Source organism: Oleiharenicola lentus, from assembly GCF_051660365.1.
Lineage (GTDB): Bacteria > Verrucomicrobiota > Verrucomicrobiia > Opitutales > Opitutaceae > Lacunisphaera > Lacunisphaera lenta_A.
The window spans coordinates 1,232,276-1,247,132 of record NZ_JBOZXB010000001.1 but is presented as its reverse complement, the minus strand read 5'-3'; the positions used below and the strand labels follow the sequence as shown (position 1 = coordinate 1,247,132).

The window sequence follows — 14,857 nt, the reverse complement described above, 5'->3', positions numbered from 1 at the left end:
GTTTAGCTAAATCGGTTAAGCTATTAGTCGAATATCCCTTACCCCATGCTCCTTAACAAACTCGTTCGTTTCTGCGTGTCCGCCAGCCTCGCGTTGGTGGCTGCGGCGCTTTCCCAAGCGCAATCGCCCAGTGGCTCCGTCGCTGGTTTCGTCAACAACGCTGGCACCGGCGACCGCCTGCAAAGTGCCAACGTCGAACTCCAACCGCTCGGGCGCAAAGTTGTCACCGATTTCGAAGGCCGTTACCTCTTCGTCGATGTGCCGGCGGGTGATTATAAGGTCTCCGCGAATTACGCCGGCCTCGATACCGTGACCCGCGATGTCAGCGTGGCGGCTGGCCAACGCGCCGACGTGATCTTCGATCTTTCCAGCGATGTTTATAAATTGGATAAGTTCGTCGTGAACAGCGAGCGCGAGGGCAATGCCGCCTCGATCACGCGCCAGCGCAATGCGCCCAATGTCAAAAACGTCGTCGCGCTCGACGCCTACGGTAACGTGCCCAACGACAGCATCGGCGAAGTGCTCATCCGCATGCCCGGTATCGCGGGCCGCTCGGAAGATTCCGGCGAAGTGACCGGCGCGGTCATCCGTGGCGCGGCGGTCGGCCTCAACACCGTGAGCATCGACGGCAATCTTCAATCCAGCATCGGCGGCCTCGGTCGCGAGTTTCGCACCAACACACTTTCCGGCGCGCTCTTCGAAGAAATCGAAGTCATCAAAGGCGTCACGCCGGACATGCCGTCCGATTCGCTCGGTGGCGCGGTGAACATGAAGACGCGTTCGGCGCTGCAATTAAAAGAGAAACGCCGTTTCAACTACCGCGCAGCCGTGCGCGTGGCGCCGGAATTTTATCCGACCACCCCGATGCGCGAAGAGCACCGCATGCACCCGCAGACCAGTTTCGGTTACCAGGAAGTGTTCGACGCGTTCGGCGGTCGGCGGAATCTCGCGGTCTCGTTCAACACTTTCTACAGCGAAAACGTCTATTCCAACGGCCAGGTCATTCAGGATTATCAGGCGACCACGACCTCGCCGGCATTTGTGTGGGACTACCGCACGGCGGATTCCTACAACAGCCGCAAGCAGGGCAGCGCGAATCTGCGCGTCGATTACAAGCTCTCCGATCACACGCAGATTTTTATCGGCGGCATCTACAACGATGCGATGGAGCCACTGCAGCGCCTCTACACCAGCCGCGCTTATAACAACCAAGCCGGCGCCAATGTGGCCCCGGGCTACACGGATGATTTCACCCAGGTGAATCCCTCCGCGAACTCACGCGTGCAACTCAACACCACGATGTATAGCTTCCTCGCGCGTGAACGGCAGATGAATGTCGGCGCGAAGCATGAGTTCAATCGCTTGAAGATCGACTACGACGCTTACTACAACCACAGCAATTCGAACCTCGGCAACGGCAAGCGCGAGGGCGTGACCGGCGGCGGCATCTTCACGATGGATGTGCGCAATGTCGGCTGGACGATCGACAAGAGCGGTTCCGACGAATACCCGGTGTTCACGCAGACGACCGGCGCGAATGTTTACGACGGCGCCAGCTACGGCACGGGTGCGATCACGATTCGTGACAGCGAGCGCAACACGCGCGTTTACGGCGCGAAGGGCAACGCGTCCTACCTGCTCCCGTGGTCGACGCCGACGACGCTCAAGACCGGTTTCTTTTTCCGCAACCAGATGGCTGAGGAAGTGAAGAACGAAGTCTCTTACACCTACGCCGGTGCGGCGGGCACCTTGAAACAATTCGTTTACCCGGATCTCGAGACTTCGGATTCGCGTCGCACGGGCAAACCCTTGCCCTTCGTCGATGCGTCGTTGGTCGTGAAGGACATCAAAGCCAATCCCAGTAACTGGAGACAGGCTCTATATGCCGATACCTTCGACAACCTGATCGGCACGCGCGACATCAGCGAGGAAGTGAGCGCCACGTTCCTGCAAGGCCAGTCGCAATTCGGAAAACTCGGCGTGCTTACGGGTGTGCGTTTCGAGCGCACAGAAGTCGAGTCTCACGGACGCATCCCTGCTGGAATGCTCACGACAACCGCGCAGCGCACCGCCGACCCGATTGGCAGCGCTATTCTTGATACGATGCCACGCACGAATAGTGGCAGCTACGATGATCTTTTCCCGAGCATCCACTTTACCTACGCGATCACGAGCAACTTACAGGCCCGGGCGAGCTGGTCTAACAGTATCGGTCGTGCTCCGTTCACCAATTTGTTGGCCAACGCTACCATTAATGAAACGACTCGCACCATATCGATCGGCAATCCTTCCTTAAAACCTCAATATTCTGAAAACTGGGATGCCTCGTTGGAATATTACTTCAAGCCTGTCGGGGTGTTTTCGGTGGGCTATTTTCGCAAAAACTTGGCCGACTACATCGTGACCGGCTTAATCGGGAAGGGTGAGGATCTCGGCTACACCGGAGACAGGGCTAGCTACGATCTCTTCAGTTCGTTTAACGGCGGCAGCGCCACCGTCAAAGGCTGGGAGTTTAGTTACAGCCAGACACTTTCAATGCTTCCGAGTGTGCTGAAAACGCTGAGCATTTTCGCCAACTACACGTATCTCACCACCGATGGCGATTACGGTGAGACGGGTGTCCGTTCCACGAGCGAAGTCGCGGGCTTTTATCCGCGCACGGGCAACGCCGGTTTGAACTGGAAATACCGCAAGCTCGGCCTCAGCGCGTCCGTGAATCACACCGGCGTTTACCTCGCCACCTATGCCGCCGACGCCTCGCGCCTGCGTTATCGTTTCGAGCGCAACATCGTGAACTTCGGCGCGACGTATAATTTGAATCGCACGGTGAATTTCTTCGCCGACCTGCAAAACGCGTTTAACGAACCCAACTCGTTCTACCGTTACAAAGAAAGCCAGGTGGAACGCATCACCACTGCCGGCACGACGATCGTGTTTGGTATCAACGGTCGCTTCTAATCACCCGCCATGAACCCACGCATCATTCGTTCTGCGCTCGGATTTTTTATCGGAGCTGGCGTTTCCGTTCTCGGCTGGAGTGCTCCGGTCGAAGGCGAAATGCCGCGGCTCGCTTACAATAATCCGGGGCTAGTCGTCGATTTGGGCGTGGGTTTGTGGGCGTGGCCGTTGCCGATGGATTACAACGGCGACGGGAAGATGGATCTCGTGGTCGTGTGTTCGGACAAGCCGCACAACGGCACGTGGTATTTCGAAAACAGCGGCCAGACCGATCCGGAAACAAAGTTACCGCTTTTCAAACCCGCGGTGTTGATTGGGAAATCTGCACCGTCGGCGGGAATCGGTTATTCCACCGGAAAGCCAATCGTCACGGCGACGGCGTCACTAAAGAAGGACGATACGCTGCGTTTTCGTGGCAACGTGTTTCCTGATTTTACGAAGTCGCAATTCACGCAGCCGAAAAAGCTCAGCGTGCCTGAGGAGATTCACACGCAGCCGGGCAACATCCGTCAGAACCAGTGGCAGGTCGTCGATTTTGACGGCGACGGTTTGCTCGACGTGACGCTCGGCATCGATTTCTGGGGCGACTTCGGCGTCGTGTCGCCGACGGAGTCGTTGTGGAGCGACAAAGGTGAATGGAAAGCAGGGCCGTTGCGCGGCTACGTTTATCTGCTTCGCAACACCGGCACGAATGACAAACCGAAATACGCCGCGCCGGAGAAAGTCATGGCCGGCGGCAAGCCGGTCGATCCTTACGGGATGCCTTCGCCGATGTGGGGCGATTTTCGCGGCACGGGAAAACTCGATCTGATCACGGGCGAGTTTCGCGACAGCTTCACATTTTTTGAAAACACCGGCACGCGCACGAAGCCGGTCTATGCCGAAGGTCGCGCGCTGAAGGCTAAGGGCGGCGATCGCCTCGCGATGGACTTGTGCATGATCACGCCGGTCGCGGTGGATTTTAATGGCGACGGCAAGCTCGATATCGTCTGCGGCGACGAGGACGGCCGCGTGGCGTTTATCGAAAACACGGGGAAAGTCGTCGATGGCGCGCCGCAGTTTTTGCCGCCGCGTTATTTCAAGCAGTTCGCCGACAAGGTGAAATTTGGCGCGCTCATCACGCCGTATGCGGTCGATTGGGACGGTGACGGCCGCGAAGATCTCGTCGCGGGAAATTCCGCGGGCCACATCGCATTTTTCAAGAACCTCGGCGGCGAGCCGGTGCGCTGGGCGGCTCCGGAATTTCTGAAGGCGGAGGGAAAAATCATCCGCGAACTCGCGGGCCCTAACGGTTCGATCCAAGGTCCGGCGGAAGAAAAATGGGGTTACTCGATTCTCAGCGTCGAAGACTTCGACGGCGACGGTTTGTCCGACATCGTGACCAACGGCATTTGGGGAAAGATCGTCTGGTATAAAAACATCGGCACGCGCACCGCGCCGAAACTCGCCGCGGCCAAACCGGTTGAGCTTTCCGAAGGTGCCCCGGTGCAGAATCTCGCGTGGAATTGGTGGAAGCCGAAAGGCCGCGAACTCGTCACGCAATGGCGCACCACGCCGCAGCTGATCGATTGGAACAAGGACGGCGTCACCGATCTCGTGATGCACGACACGCAAGGTTACCTGGCGCTTTACGCTGGCCAGCGTGACCGCAGCGGCAAAGTCACGGTCGGCGCGCCGCAGCGCATTTTCTTCGGCGAAGGCATCAGCGCGTATGATCCGAACGGCAAGCCCACGAATAGCGAATCGGGTTTGTTGCGGCTCAACAGCCTCGATGCCGGGCGCAGTGGTCGCCGCACATTTCAGATCACGGATTGGGACGGCGATGGTCAGCTCGACTTGCTCGTGAACAGCAATCCGAACGTGAATTTCCTCCGCGGCAAAGGCCGCGATGCGGAAGGGCGTTATGTGTTCAAGGACGAGGGCGCGGTCAGCGCGCACGTGCTCGCCGGACACGCGACGAAGCCGACGATGATCGATCTGCACGGCAACGGTCGGCGCGATCTGCTCATCGGAGCCGAAGACGGCTTCCTGTATTTCCTGAAATCTCCTGCGAAAAAATAAATCTCTCACGCATGTCCTCTTCTGTTCCACGCAAAGGCATTCTCGCGGCGCTCTGGTTGCCGACGGATGCCAACGGTAATTTGCTCGTCGCCGAGCTCGCGCGTAACCTCGCGTTCCTCAAAACGCGCGGCATTCACGGCGTGCTCGCGCTGGGCAGCACCGGCGAATTTCCGCAGCTCGATCTCGAGCAACGCAAGCGCGCCCTTGCGACGGTCGCCGAACTCGCGGCGCCTTTGCCGGTGATCGCCAACATCAGCGACATACGTCCGGGCGTCGTGGCGGAGTTGGGCCGGTTCTCGCGTCAACTTGGCTTGCCGGCCGTGGCGATCATGACGCCGGGCTTTTTCCCGTCGTCGCAGGAAGACGCGCTCGCGCATTTCCTGCATGCGGCGGACGCGGCACAGTTGCCGACGTTTTTGTATAATTTCCCGTCGCTCACCGGCACGCGCATCAACATTGAAACGGTGGCGGCGTTCGCGGACCGCGCGAACATGGCCGGCATCAAGCAAAGCGGCGGTGAATTCGAATATCACAAAGAGCTCATCGCACTGGGCTCGGAAAAGAAGTTCGTGGTGTTCTCCGGCGCAGACACGCGCCTGCCTGAAGTATTCGCGCTCGGCGCGGCGGGGTGCATCGGCGGCATCGTCAACATCGCGCCAGAACTGATGGTGCATCTTTACAAAGTTTGCCGGGAAGGCGCGGTTGGGCAAACGAGCCCGGCTTTCGAGCAGATGCGCGAGATCGGCAAGATTATCGATCGGCTGACTTTTCCGTTGAACGTGGCCGCGGGCATGGAGGCGCGGGGCTTTGCGACCGGTTCGCCCAAGGCGATTGTCTCGCCGCGCTCGAAGGAACTCTACCGTGGCATCGTCGACGAGTTGCGCGGCAAGCTGACCGAGTGGGGACTGGCGCCGGCTAATATCAGCGCGGCGTGAGCGCGCAGTTGACGGCGTGATTTTCCCGAACTGGACTGGTCACCGCACCTGTTGAAGACACTGGTCTCACGGGTGCGTGGCTGAATGAGTGCCTGACCCCGAATTACCCCATGAAATCCGAGTCTCCCCCGAGCGCGATGCGCTACGCCTGGTTTGTCGTTGCGCTGCTATTTCCGGTCGCGCTGCTCAACTACCTCGACCGGCAAATGCTGGCGACCATGAAGGCGTCGATGGTGCACGACATCCCCGACATCGCGAACAAGGCGGATTGGGGCTTTGTGCTCGGGTGTTTTAAATGGACGTATGCGGTGCTGAGTCCGTTCGGCGGTTACGTGGCGGATCGGCTGAGCCGTCGCTGGGTGATCACGGGGAGTTTGTTCACATGGTCGCTGGTGACGTGGTGGACGGGGCACGTGGGCTCGTTTCACGAACTCGTCGCGGCGCGCGCGTTGATGGGGTTGAGCGAGGCGTTTTATATTCCGGCAGCACTGGCGCTGATTTCGGAACATCACTACGGCAACACGCGTTCACGGGCGGTGGGGCTGCACCAAACCGGAATTTATCTCGGCCAAATCCTCGGCGGTTTCGCGGGATATATGGCGGACTCGCCCGATCACGGCTGGCGTTGGGCATTTTCGACGTGCGGCATGATCGGCGTGATTTATGCGATGCCGCTGCTGGCGTTGTTGCGCGATCCCGTGAAGTCCGTCGCGCAGGCCGCGGAAGCGAAGGAAGAGAGTAAAGGCATGGTGCGAGGGCTGCTCACCAATCGAAATTTTATCCTGATGATTTTGTATTTCACACTGCCTGGAATTGCCGGGTGGGTGGTCCGAGATTGGATGCCGGAAATCTTGCGCGAGAAATTTAATCTCGGCCAGGGCGCGGCGGGCGTGAGTGCGATTCTCTATGTGCAGATCGCGTCGATCATCGGTGTCGTCATCGGCGGAACGCTCGCGGATCGCTGGATGAAACGCACGAATCGCGGACGCATTTTCACGAGCGCCATCGGTATGGTGCTTTTCCTGCCGGCGCTGTTCAGCGTGGGCAATGCGGGCACGCTGCAAATGGCGATTCTCGGGTTGATCATCTTCGGGTTGGGCTGGGGATTTTTCGACTGCAACAACATGCCCATCCTTTGCCAGATCGTGAAGCCGCAGTGGCGCGCGACGGGCTATGGTATTTTGAATCTCGTGGGCATTTCGTGCGGTGGCTTCGGCGACTGGGCGTTTGGCGCTTTGCGTGACCAGCACGTGTCGCTGAATATAATCTTCGGTGCATTTGCCGGCGTGGCGTTGTTGTCGGTGTTCATCGTGTTGATGATCCGGCCGGTCGAACAGAAGGCCGAGGTCGCTCCGTCGCGATGAGCAGGCGGGCGGGAATGCTGGGTGCTTGCGCGGCGCTGCTCACGCATGCGCTGGTCGCGCAGAGCATCGAAGAATTTCCGCTGAGGCCGGTGGCGGAGTCGAAAGACGCACCGTTGACCGAGCAGATTTCCTATCGGCAAAATTCGTATGACGATCGCGGCTTCAATCGGATCGTCGAAAAAGTCGCGGTGCCCACGGTCACGGTCTATCGGCCGGCGCGCGCCGCGCATCGCGGTGCGGCTATCGTGCTGATTCCGGGCGGAGGTTATCAGTTTGTCGTCATCGACCGCGAAGGTCACCAACTCGCGCGGTATTTTCAGCAGCAGGGCATCACGGCGATTGTGTTGAAATATCGGCTACCGACAGGAGAAACGCCGGAAGGGCCGACGTTGCCGTTGCCGCAACAAGACGCGCTCGCAGCAATTCAGTATGCGCGCTCGCACGCGCTGGAGTGGGGAATTGATCCGAAGCGTGTCGGCGTGATCGGTTCGTCGGCGGGTGGGCATCTCGCGGGAAGCATGGCGGTGTTGGGGGATGCGTCGGCGGGCTCGCGGCCGGATTTTATCGGGCTGCTTTATCCTGTGGTGACTTTTAAAGCGCCGCACGCGCACGCCGGTTCGCGGAAAAATTTAATCGGCGCTTCCGCGACTCCGGAGAAAGTGCGGGAATATTCACTCGAAACTCGCGCGAAGGCGGGCATGCCACCGCATTTTTTAGTGCACGCGCGCGACGATACCGTGGTGCCTTATCAGAATAGCGAAATGCTCGCGGCGGCGTTGCAGCAAGCGGGCGTGCCGGTGGAACTGAGGTTGATCAACACAGGCAAACACGGATTTGCGCTCGGACGCGGCGAAGAATCGTCGCGTTGGAAGGATGCGTTTGTGCAGTGGCTGGATAAATTGCCGTAAAGCAGGGCTCGCTTGTCGCCGGTAGGGGTCCTGCGACCGGCTTTATGCGGATCGTCACCGCGGGCTGAGGATTTGTCCTTATTTATGGGGAAAATTCCGTGTCGGCGCTGGGAATCTTTGATGTAAACTTTTCTTGCTGGCGCTGGTCGATTCACGCGAACCTTAACTAACAACCTCTTATGACGCTGGCCGAACGTTTGCGCACTGACACCCGATTACAGCATGAGCAGCTGGAAGCGTCGCTTGGTCTGGCAAAGTCCCGCGCAGAACATCTTGCGCAGCTGAAGGGTTTTTTAGGGTTTATCGAACCATGGGAACAGGCGACGGCGCGTTCGCCGCTGGCGGAATTTTATCGCGGTCGGGAAAAATCGGCGTGGTTGCGCGAAGATTTAAAGTCGTTCGGGCTCACGGATGCAGAGATTGCGGCGTTGCCGCGCTGCCAGCACTTGCCCGCGGTGGATTCGTTGCCGGCGGCGCTGGGCTCCGTGTATGTGATCGAAGGTTCCACGCTGGGCGGGCAGATGATTTCGAAACACCTCGAGACGACGCTCGGGTTTTCGGGCGGCAGCGGGTATCGCTATTTCCGCAGCTACGGCGCGGACGTCGGAAAAAAATGGGGCGAGTTGCGCGGCTTGCTGGTGGAAAGTTCCTCGCCGGAAAATGACGACCGCATAGTCGCGGCGGCGGGAGAAACCTTTGCGGCGATGGGCGAATGGTTCGCCACGCAGCCGGCGACGCGATGAGTGACGCCAAAGACATCCGCTACGATCTCACGAACTGCGATCGCGAGCCCATCCACATCCCCGGCAACATCCAGCCGCACGGGTTCCTCGTGGCTGCGCCGGTGGAGACGATGAGAATTTCCCACGCGAGTGAGAATGTGCCGTTTGGCATGGGCGCGCGCGCATTGTTGGGATTTTCGCTGCAGGATTTTCTTGGCGTGGAAATGCGCGCGGCACTGCACCAGGCGGTTTCTGGGGCTGGCGCAATGGCGCGGCCGATAGCGTTGCCGTCCGCGTGGAGCCAGATCGGGCACGACCGGAATTTCGAACTGATCGTGCACGTGCGCAACGGGTTCGTCATCCTCGAAGGCGAAGAACTGAGCTGCGACAACCACGAGTTGGGCCGTGAAAACTACCACCAGATAAAACCGTTGCTCGCGAACATGGACGGCGTGGAGAGCCTGAATGATCTTTACCGACTCGTGACGGACGAGATGCGGAAACTCACGGACTTCGATCGCGTGTTGATTTATCAATTCGACGAGCTGTGGAACGGTTCGGTCATCGCGGAGAGTCGTAACGAAAAATTGCCGAGCTACCTGGGGCATCGTTTTCCCGCGACCGACATTCCGAAACCGGCGCGTGATCTTTACCTGATTAATCGTCTGCGCCTGATCGCGAGTAATGATTACACGCCGGTCAAAATTCTCGCGGCGTCGGCGGAGCTGCCGCCGCTTGATATGAGCATCGGGACGTTGCGCGGCGTGTCGCCGATTCACTTGGAATACATGCGCAACATGGGCACGGGTTGCTCGATGTCGGTGGCGCTGATGCGCGGTGGCAAACTCTGGGGGTTGCTCTCGTGCCATTGCCACGAGCCCCGGCAGGTGACGTTCGCGACGCGCACGCTGTGCGATTTGCTCGGGCATATTTTGTCGCTGCAGCTGGCGACGCGCGAACAGGCGTGGGAACTGGGCGGCCAGGTGGAATTACGCGGAATTCTTTCCCGACTCGTTACGCAGATGACGAAGGATGAGGATTTCGTCGCCGCGCTGAACAACGACGACCTCATCAAGCTCACGAATGCGCACGGCGTGGCGATCGTGCGGGGCGAGGAAGTGCGCGCGGCCGGCAAAGTTCCGACGAACGAAACCGTGTTGAAGCTGCGCGATTGGGTCACGTCGCGCTGCGAGCACGGGCTTTTTTGGACGGACGCGTTGCCGTCACGGTTTGCCTTGAACGAGACGGAGGCGGCGTTGTGCGGCGGGTTGCTCGCGATTTCGATTTCGCCGACCGAGCGGAGTTACGTGCTGTGGTTTCGCGCCGAACTCGTGCAAACCGTTTTATGGGGCGGTGATCCGCATAAGGATTTGCCGCCGCCGGGCAGCGACATGCAGATCCATCCGCGCAAGAGTTTTGATTCGTGGAAAGAGACTGTGCGCGGCCGTTCGGCGCGCTGGTTGCCCACGGAGCTGGACGCGGCGATGGGTTTTCGCCGCGCGGTGATCGACGTCGTGCTCAAGAAAGCGGCGGAAAAAGCGATTTTGCTCACCGAGCTTCAGCGGATGAACCGTGAGCTCGAGGCGTTTTCCTACACGGTGTCGCACGACTTGCGCGCGCCGTTCCGGCACGTGCGCGGTTACGCGGAGTTGTTGCAGATGGAAAAAGGCAACCAGCTCGACGAGGAAGGCCGACAGTTTTTGGCTAAGATTCTCAGCGCAGCGGATTACGCGGGCACGCTCGTGGATACGATGCTGACGTTTTCGCAAATGAGCATGACAGGCTTGAAACACCAACCGGTGAATCTCGACGCGGTCGTGGCGCGAGCGCGGACGCACGGCGAGATGCAGGCGAAAGGCCGGCAAATCGAGTGGCGCGTGTCCACGTTGCCGGAAGTGATCGGTGATGCGGGATTGTTGCAGGTCGTGTTTCAAAACCTCCTGGACAACGCCGTGAAATACACCGGCAAACGCGAGCAGGCCGTCATCACGATCAGCTCCGAGGAAAAACCGGAAGAGTGGGTGGTGAGCATCGCCGACAACGGCGCGGGCTTCGACATGGCCTACGCGAATAAATTGTTCGGTATATTCCAGCGCCTTCATTCCAACGAACAATTCTCGGGTTTGGGCATCGGATTGGCGACCGTGCGGCGAATTATCGAGCGTCACGGTGGCCGGATCTGGGCAAGCAGCGAACTCGGCGCCGGTGCGACCTTCAGTTTTTCAATTCCTAAAACTCCCCCACTCGTAACCTCTTATAAACATGCTTAAACCAATCCTACTGGTTGAAGATAATCCGGATGATCTCGATCTGGCGCTCCGCGCGCTGGCCAAGACCAATCTGGCTAACGAAGTCGTCGTCGTGCGCGATGGCGAGCAGGCGGTCAATTACCTGTTTCGCAAAGGCGACTACGCCAACCGCACTCAGGGCAATCCCGCCGTCGTGTTGCTCGACCTTAAACTGCCGAAAATCGACGGCATCGAAGTGCTCGAGCGAATCAAGGCCGAGCCCACGCTGCGCACCGTGCCGGTGGTGATGTTGACCTCGTCCAAGATGGAGAGCGACCTCACCCGCGCCTATGCGCTTGGTGTGAACGCTTACGTGGTGAAACCGATCCATTTCGCAGAATTCATCGAAGCCGTGCGCGAACTCGGCGTGTTCTGGGCGGTGTTGAACGAGCCGCCGCCGGGGTCGTTTCGCGCGGCCAACCGCAAATAACCGCACTAAATAGGTGCACGTCGCGAAGCGGGGATTTCCGTCCCCGCTTTTTTGCGGTCGCAGCATTAGGATATGACGCGGCTGTGCCGTGGCAGGTATTTAATTAGCTAACAGCTCCGCTGGCATCGCGCCCGCGAGCTGCGGGGTTCTCGGGAAATTGGCTTTTTCGTTATAAGCCGCCCTCGGCATGGCGTGCGACATGCTCATGATTGGGAAAAGCTCTTGCCCAACCCGCGACGGGTTGTAGCTTAAGTCGGTCTTTACACACACATGGTCACCGCCAATTCGGAGCTAGCCTATAACAGCAAAATCGAAGGAGACGTCGTCGTCACCACGGCCGATGCTGCGATCAATTGGATTCGCTCTAACTCCATGTGGCCCATGCCAATGGGGCTCGCGTGCTGCGCCATCGAGCTCATGGCGACCGCGTCCAGTCGCTACGATATCGCGCGTTTCGGCGCTGAAGTGATGCGTTTTTCGCCCCGTCAGTCGGATTGCATGATCGTGGCGGGCACCGTGACTTACAAAATGGCTTCCGCCGTCCGCCGTATTTATGACCAGATGGCGTCGCCAAAGTGGGTGATCGCGATGGGTGCGTGCGCCTCCTCGGGCGGCATGTATCGCAGCTACGCAACGCTCCAAGGCGTGGATCGCATCATTCCGGTCGACGTCTACGTCAGCGGTTGCCCTCCGCGTCCCGAAGCTTTGCTCGACGCCCTCATGAAGCTGCAGACGAAAGTGAAGCGCGAACACTCGGCTTCGAAGTTGCTCAGCGCTTAACCCAGCCGCCGCCGCTCCATGTCCACCGACGTCGAAGTTACGACCGCCGTAAGCCAGCAATTTCCCGCCGTGTCCCCGCGCGCCAGTCTCGACTGCCCGGCTTTCAATGTGCCCGCGGACGAAGCGCTCGCGCTCTTAAAATACCTGCGCGACACGCACGCCTACGATTTTCTGGTGGACGTCACCGCGATTGACTGGAGCGCCGAGCAATCGCCGCGCTTCACCGTCGTCTGGCATCTTTATTCGAGCACGAGCCATAATTACATCCGCATCGCCGCCGATTGCATGAGCGATCCGGAGCCGTCGATGCCGAGCGCAGTTGGCATCTGGCCGGGCGCTGACTGGCATGAACGCGAGACTTACGACATGTTCGGCATCAAGTTCGAAGGACACCCTGACTTGCGCCGAATCTTGATGTGGGACGGCTATCCTTATTTCCCGCTGCGCAAAGAATTCCCGCTCGCCGGCCTGCCGGCGGAATTGCCGGACGTCGAAGTCGCCGCCGAGACGAAGACCGGCGTGATTTCCGCGCCGATGGCCGGTGGTCCGTTTGTGGCGACCCCGGGCGAACCGATGAGCGAAGCTGAGCCGCGCGCGAAAGACGAAGCGTGGAACGAGCAGCGCGAAAAACCCCTTTAAGCACCCGCGATGGCCACCGATTACACTTTTCCCGACGCCGCCGCGAAGGCCGCCACCTCCCCGAATCTCCCCAAGGAATTCGATCCGGAGAAAATGTCCCTCTCGATGGGCCCGTCGCATCCGTCCACGCACGGCGTGTTGCGCATCCAGTTCGAACTCGACGGCGAAATCGTGACGAAGGCCGATCCGGTGCTCGGTTACCTGCACCGTGGCGACGAGAAGATCGCCGAAAATATGACTTACAACCAGTTCGTGCCCTACACGGACCGGTTGGATTACCTCGCGCCGCTGGCAAACAACATGGCCTACGCGATCGCCGTCGAGCGGCTCGCGAAACTCGAAGTGCCCGCGCGTTGTCAGGCGATCCGCGTGCTCACGGCGGAAATGGCGCGCGTCTCGGCGCACCTGATGGGCCTCGGCGCGTTCGGCATCGATGTCGGCGCGTGGTCAGTGTTCATGTATGCGTTCGAGGAACGCGAAAAACTCTACAAGCTGTTCGAAGAACTCACCGGCGCGCGTTTCACGACGAGCTACACCCGCATCGGCGGATTGTCGCGCGACGTGCCGGAAGGCTGGACGCAAAAAGTCGACGCGTTCTGCGATCAATTCCTGCCGATCCTCGACGAGATTCTCGGCATGCTCACGCGCAACAAGATCTTCATGGATCGCACCGTTGGCGTGGGTGTGATCTCGCGCGAGCAGGCGATCGCCTACGGCCTCAGCGGCCCGAATCTGCGCGGGTCCGGCGTGCCGAACGATCTCCGCAAGGACAAGCCTTACTCCGGTTACGAGCAATACGAGTTCGACGTTCCCGTCGGTTCGAAAGGCGACTGCTACGATCGTTACCTTTGCCGCGGCGAAGAAATGAAACAGTCGATCCGCATCATCCGCCAGGTCATCAAAAATTTCCCGGGCGGGGCGTGGTATGCGGAAGATGCGCGCAAGATTTTCGCGCCGCGTAAGGAAAAAATTCTCACGTCGATGGAGGAGTTGATTAACAACTTCATGATCGTGACCGAAGGCCCGCAAATGCCGTCGGGCGAAGTCTATTTCGAAGCGGAAAACCCGAAAGGCACGCTCGGCTTCTATATTGTGAGCAAGGGCGGCGGCGTGCCTTACCGCATGAAGATCCGCAGCCCCTCGTTCTGTAATCTCTCCATTCTCCCCACCTTGTGCGTTGGCAACCTCGTGTCCGACGTCGTCTCCATCCTCGGCTCGCTCGACTTCGTCATGGGCGAGTGCGACCGCTGATCTTTGCGTCGATGAATCTGAAACCCGAAACGTTTAAACAAATCGACGAAGTCATCACCCATTATCCGGTGAAGCGTAGCGCCACGCTGCCGTTGCTGCACCTGATTCAGGAGGATGTTGGTTGGATTTCGCCGGAAGCCATCGAGTGGATCGCCGCGAAACTCGAGATTCAGCCAATCAACGTTTACGAAGTCGTCACGTTCTACCCGATGTTCCGGCAGAAGCCGATTGGCCGCCGTCACATCAAGGTCTGCCGCACGCTCTCATGCGCGCTCACAGGCGGCTACAAAACGTGCGAGGCGTTCCAAAAGGAATTCGGCTGCCACACCGGCGAGATTTCCGCGGACGGTGAAGTGACCATTGATTTCGTCGAGTGTCTCGCGAGCTGCGGCACCGGTCCGGTCGTGATGATCGACGATGACCTTTACGAAAAAGTCGGCGCCGAAAAAGTGAAGGAATTGTCCGCCAAGATTCGCGCCGAAGCAAAGAAAGGAGTCACGGTTTGAAGAAAATCCGCATAT

12 protein-coding genes are annotated in these 14,857 nt (G+C 59.2%); all 12 read left to right on the top strand.

Annotation, left to right across the window (positions count from 1 at the left end; translation table 11 throughout):
- Window positions 1–45 precede the first annotated feature (45 nt).
- The 12 genes from ACRRQW_RS04530 (at window position 46) to ACRRQW_RS04475 (ending at window position 14,842) form a co-directional block, all read left to right on the top strand.
- Window positions 46–2,958 carry a TonB-dependent receptor gene (locus ACRRQW_RS04530; RefSeq protein ID WP_438480071.1) on the top strand — a complete coding sequence of 971 codons (2,913 nt, stop codon included), beginning with the start codon at window positions 46–48 and terminating at the stop codon, window positions 2,956–2,958.
- A 9-nt stretch (window positions 2,959–2,967) separates the two neighbouring features.
- Entirely contained in the window at window positions 2,968–5,019 is a 2,052-nt protein-coding gene (locus ACRRQW_RS04525) for an FG-GAP repeat domain-containing protein (RefSeq protein WP_438480070.1), read from the top strand.
- 11 nt (window positions 5,020–5,030) lie between these two features.
- Window positions 5,031–5,954, top strand: coding sequence for a dihydrodipicolinate synthase family protein (locus tag ACRRQW_RS04520; protein WP_438480069.1), 924 nt, complete (start codon window positions 5,031–5,033; stop codon window positions 5,952–5,954).
- 110 nt (window positions 5,955–6,064) lie between these two features.
- A complete protein-coding gene (locus ACRRQW_RS04515; protein WP_438480068.1) occupies window positions 6,065–7,318 on the top strand; it encodes an MFS transporter in 1,254 nt (417 codons plus the stop codon).
- Window positions 7,315–8,226: an alpha/beta hydrolase gene (locus tag ACRRQW_RS04510; protein WP_438480067.1), complete on the top strand. Its 912-nt coding sequence runs from the start codon at window positions 7,315–7,317 to the stop codon at window positions 8,224–8,226. The genes ACRRQW_RS04515 and ACRRQW_RS04510 overlap by 4 nt, the downstream gene beginning before the upstream one ends.
- Window positions 8,227–8,405: 179 nt before the next feature.
- On the top strand, window positions 8,406–8,969 hold the full coding sequence (locus tag ACRRQW_RS04505; RefSeq protein ID WP_438480066.1) for a biliverdin-producing heme oxygenase: 564 nt from the start codon (window positions 8,406–8,408) through the stop codon (window positions 8,967–8,969).
- Window positions 8,939–11,218, top strand: coding sequence for an ATP-binding protein (locus ACRRQW_RS04500; RefSeq protein WP_438480065.1), 2,280 nt, complete (start codon window positions 8,939–8,941; stop codon window positions 11,216–11,218). Before ACRRQW_RS04505 ends, ACRRQW_RS04500 begins: the two co-directional genes overlap by 31 nt.
- Window positions 11,211–11,666 carry a response regulator gene (locus ACRRQW_RS04495; RefSeq protein ID WP_438480064.1) on the top strand — a complete coding sequence of 152 codons (456 nt, stop codon included), beginning with the start codon at window positions 11,211–11,213 and terminating at the stop codon, window positions 11,664–11,666. Before ACRRQW_RS04500 ends, ACRRQW_RS04495 begins: the two co-directional genes overlap by 8 nt.
- A gap of 270 nt (window positions 11,667–11,936) precedes the next feature.
- Window positions 11,937–12,446: an NADH-quinone oxidoreductase subunit NuoB gene (gene nuoB / locus ACRRQW_RS04490; RefSeq protein ID WP_438480063.1), complete on the top strand. Its 510-nt coding sequence runs from the start codon at window positions 11,937–11,939 to the stop codon at window positions 12,444–12,446.
- A gap of 18 nt (window positions 12,447–12,464) precedes the next feature.
- Complete coding sequence (locus tag ACRRQW_RS04485; protein WP_438480062.1) at window positions 12,465–13,085, top strand: NADH-quinone oxidoreductase subunit C; 621 nt, start codon at window positions 12,465–12,467, stop codon at window positions 13,083–13,085.
- Between the two features lie 9 nt (window positions 13,086–13,094).
- Window positions 13,095–14,336, top strand: coding sequence for an NADH dehydrogenase (quinone) subunit D (gene nuoD, locus ACRRQW_RS04480; RefSeq protein ID WP_438480061.1), 1,242 nt, complete (start codon window positions 13,095–13,097; stop codon window positions 14,334–14,336).
- 11 nt (window positions 14,337–14,347) lie between these two features.
- Entirely contained in the window at window positions 14,348–14,842 is a 495-nt protein-coding gene (locus ACRRQW_RS04475) for an NADH-quinone oxidoreductase subunit NuoE family protein (RefSeq protein WP_438480060.1), read from the top strand.
- Window positions 14,843–14,857: the final 15 nt, after the last annotated feature.

Coding starts and splice junctions, on each gene's coding strand:
- ACRRQW_RS04530 (WP_438480071.1), top strand. CDS start 46: ATGCTCCTTAACAAACTCGTTCGTTTCTGCGTGTCCGCCAGCCTCGCG.
- ACRRQW_RS04525 (WP_438480070.1), top strand. CDS start 2,968: ATGAACCCACGCATCATTCGTTCTGCGCTCGGATTTTTTATCGGAGCT.
- ACRRQW_RS04520 (WP_438480069.1), top strand. CDS start 5,031: ATGTCCTCTTCTGTTCCACGCAAAGGCATTCTCGCGGCGCTCTGGTTG.
- ACRRQW_RS04515 (WP_438480068.1), top strand. CDS start 6,065: ATGAAATCCGAGTCTCCCCCGAGCGCGATGCGCTACGCCTGGTTTGTC.
- ACRRQW_RS04510 (WP_438480067.1), top strand. CDS start 7,315: ATGAGCAGGCGGGCGGGAATGCTGGGTGCTTGCGCGGCGCTGCTCACG.
- ACRRQW_RS04505 (WP_438480066.1), top strand. CDS start 8,406: ATGACGCTGGCCGAACGTTTGCGCACTGACACCCGATTACAGCATGAG.
- ACRRQW_RS04500 (WP_438480065.1), top strand. CDS start 8,939: ATGGTTCGCCACGCAGCCGGCGACGCGATGAGTGACGCCAAAGACATC.
- ACRRQW_RS04495 (WP_438480064.1), top strand. CDS start 11,211: ATGCTTAAACCAATCCTACTGGTTGAAGATAATCCGGATGATCTCGAT.
- nuoB (WP_438480063.1), top strand. CDS start 11,937: ATGGTCACCGCCAATTCGGAGCTAGCCTATAACAGCAAAATCGAAGGA.
- ACRRQW_RS04485 (WP_438480062.1), top strand. CDS start 12,465: ATGTCCACCGACGTCGAAGTTACGACCGCCGTAAGCCAGCAATTTCCC.
- nuoD (WP_438480061.1), top strand. CDS start 13,095: ATGGCCACCGATTACACTTTTCCCGACGCCGCCGCGAAGGCCGCCACC.
- ACRRQW_RS04475 (WP_438480060.1), top strand. CDS start 14,348: ATGAATCTGAAACCCGAAACGTTTAAACAAATCGACGAAGTCATCACC.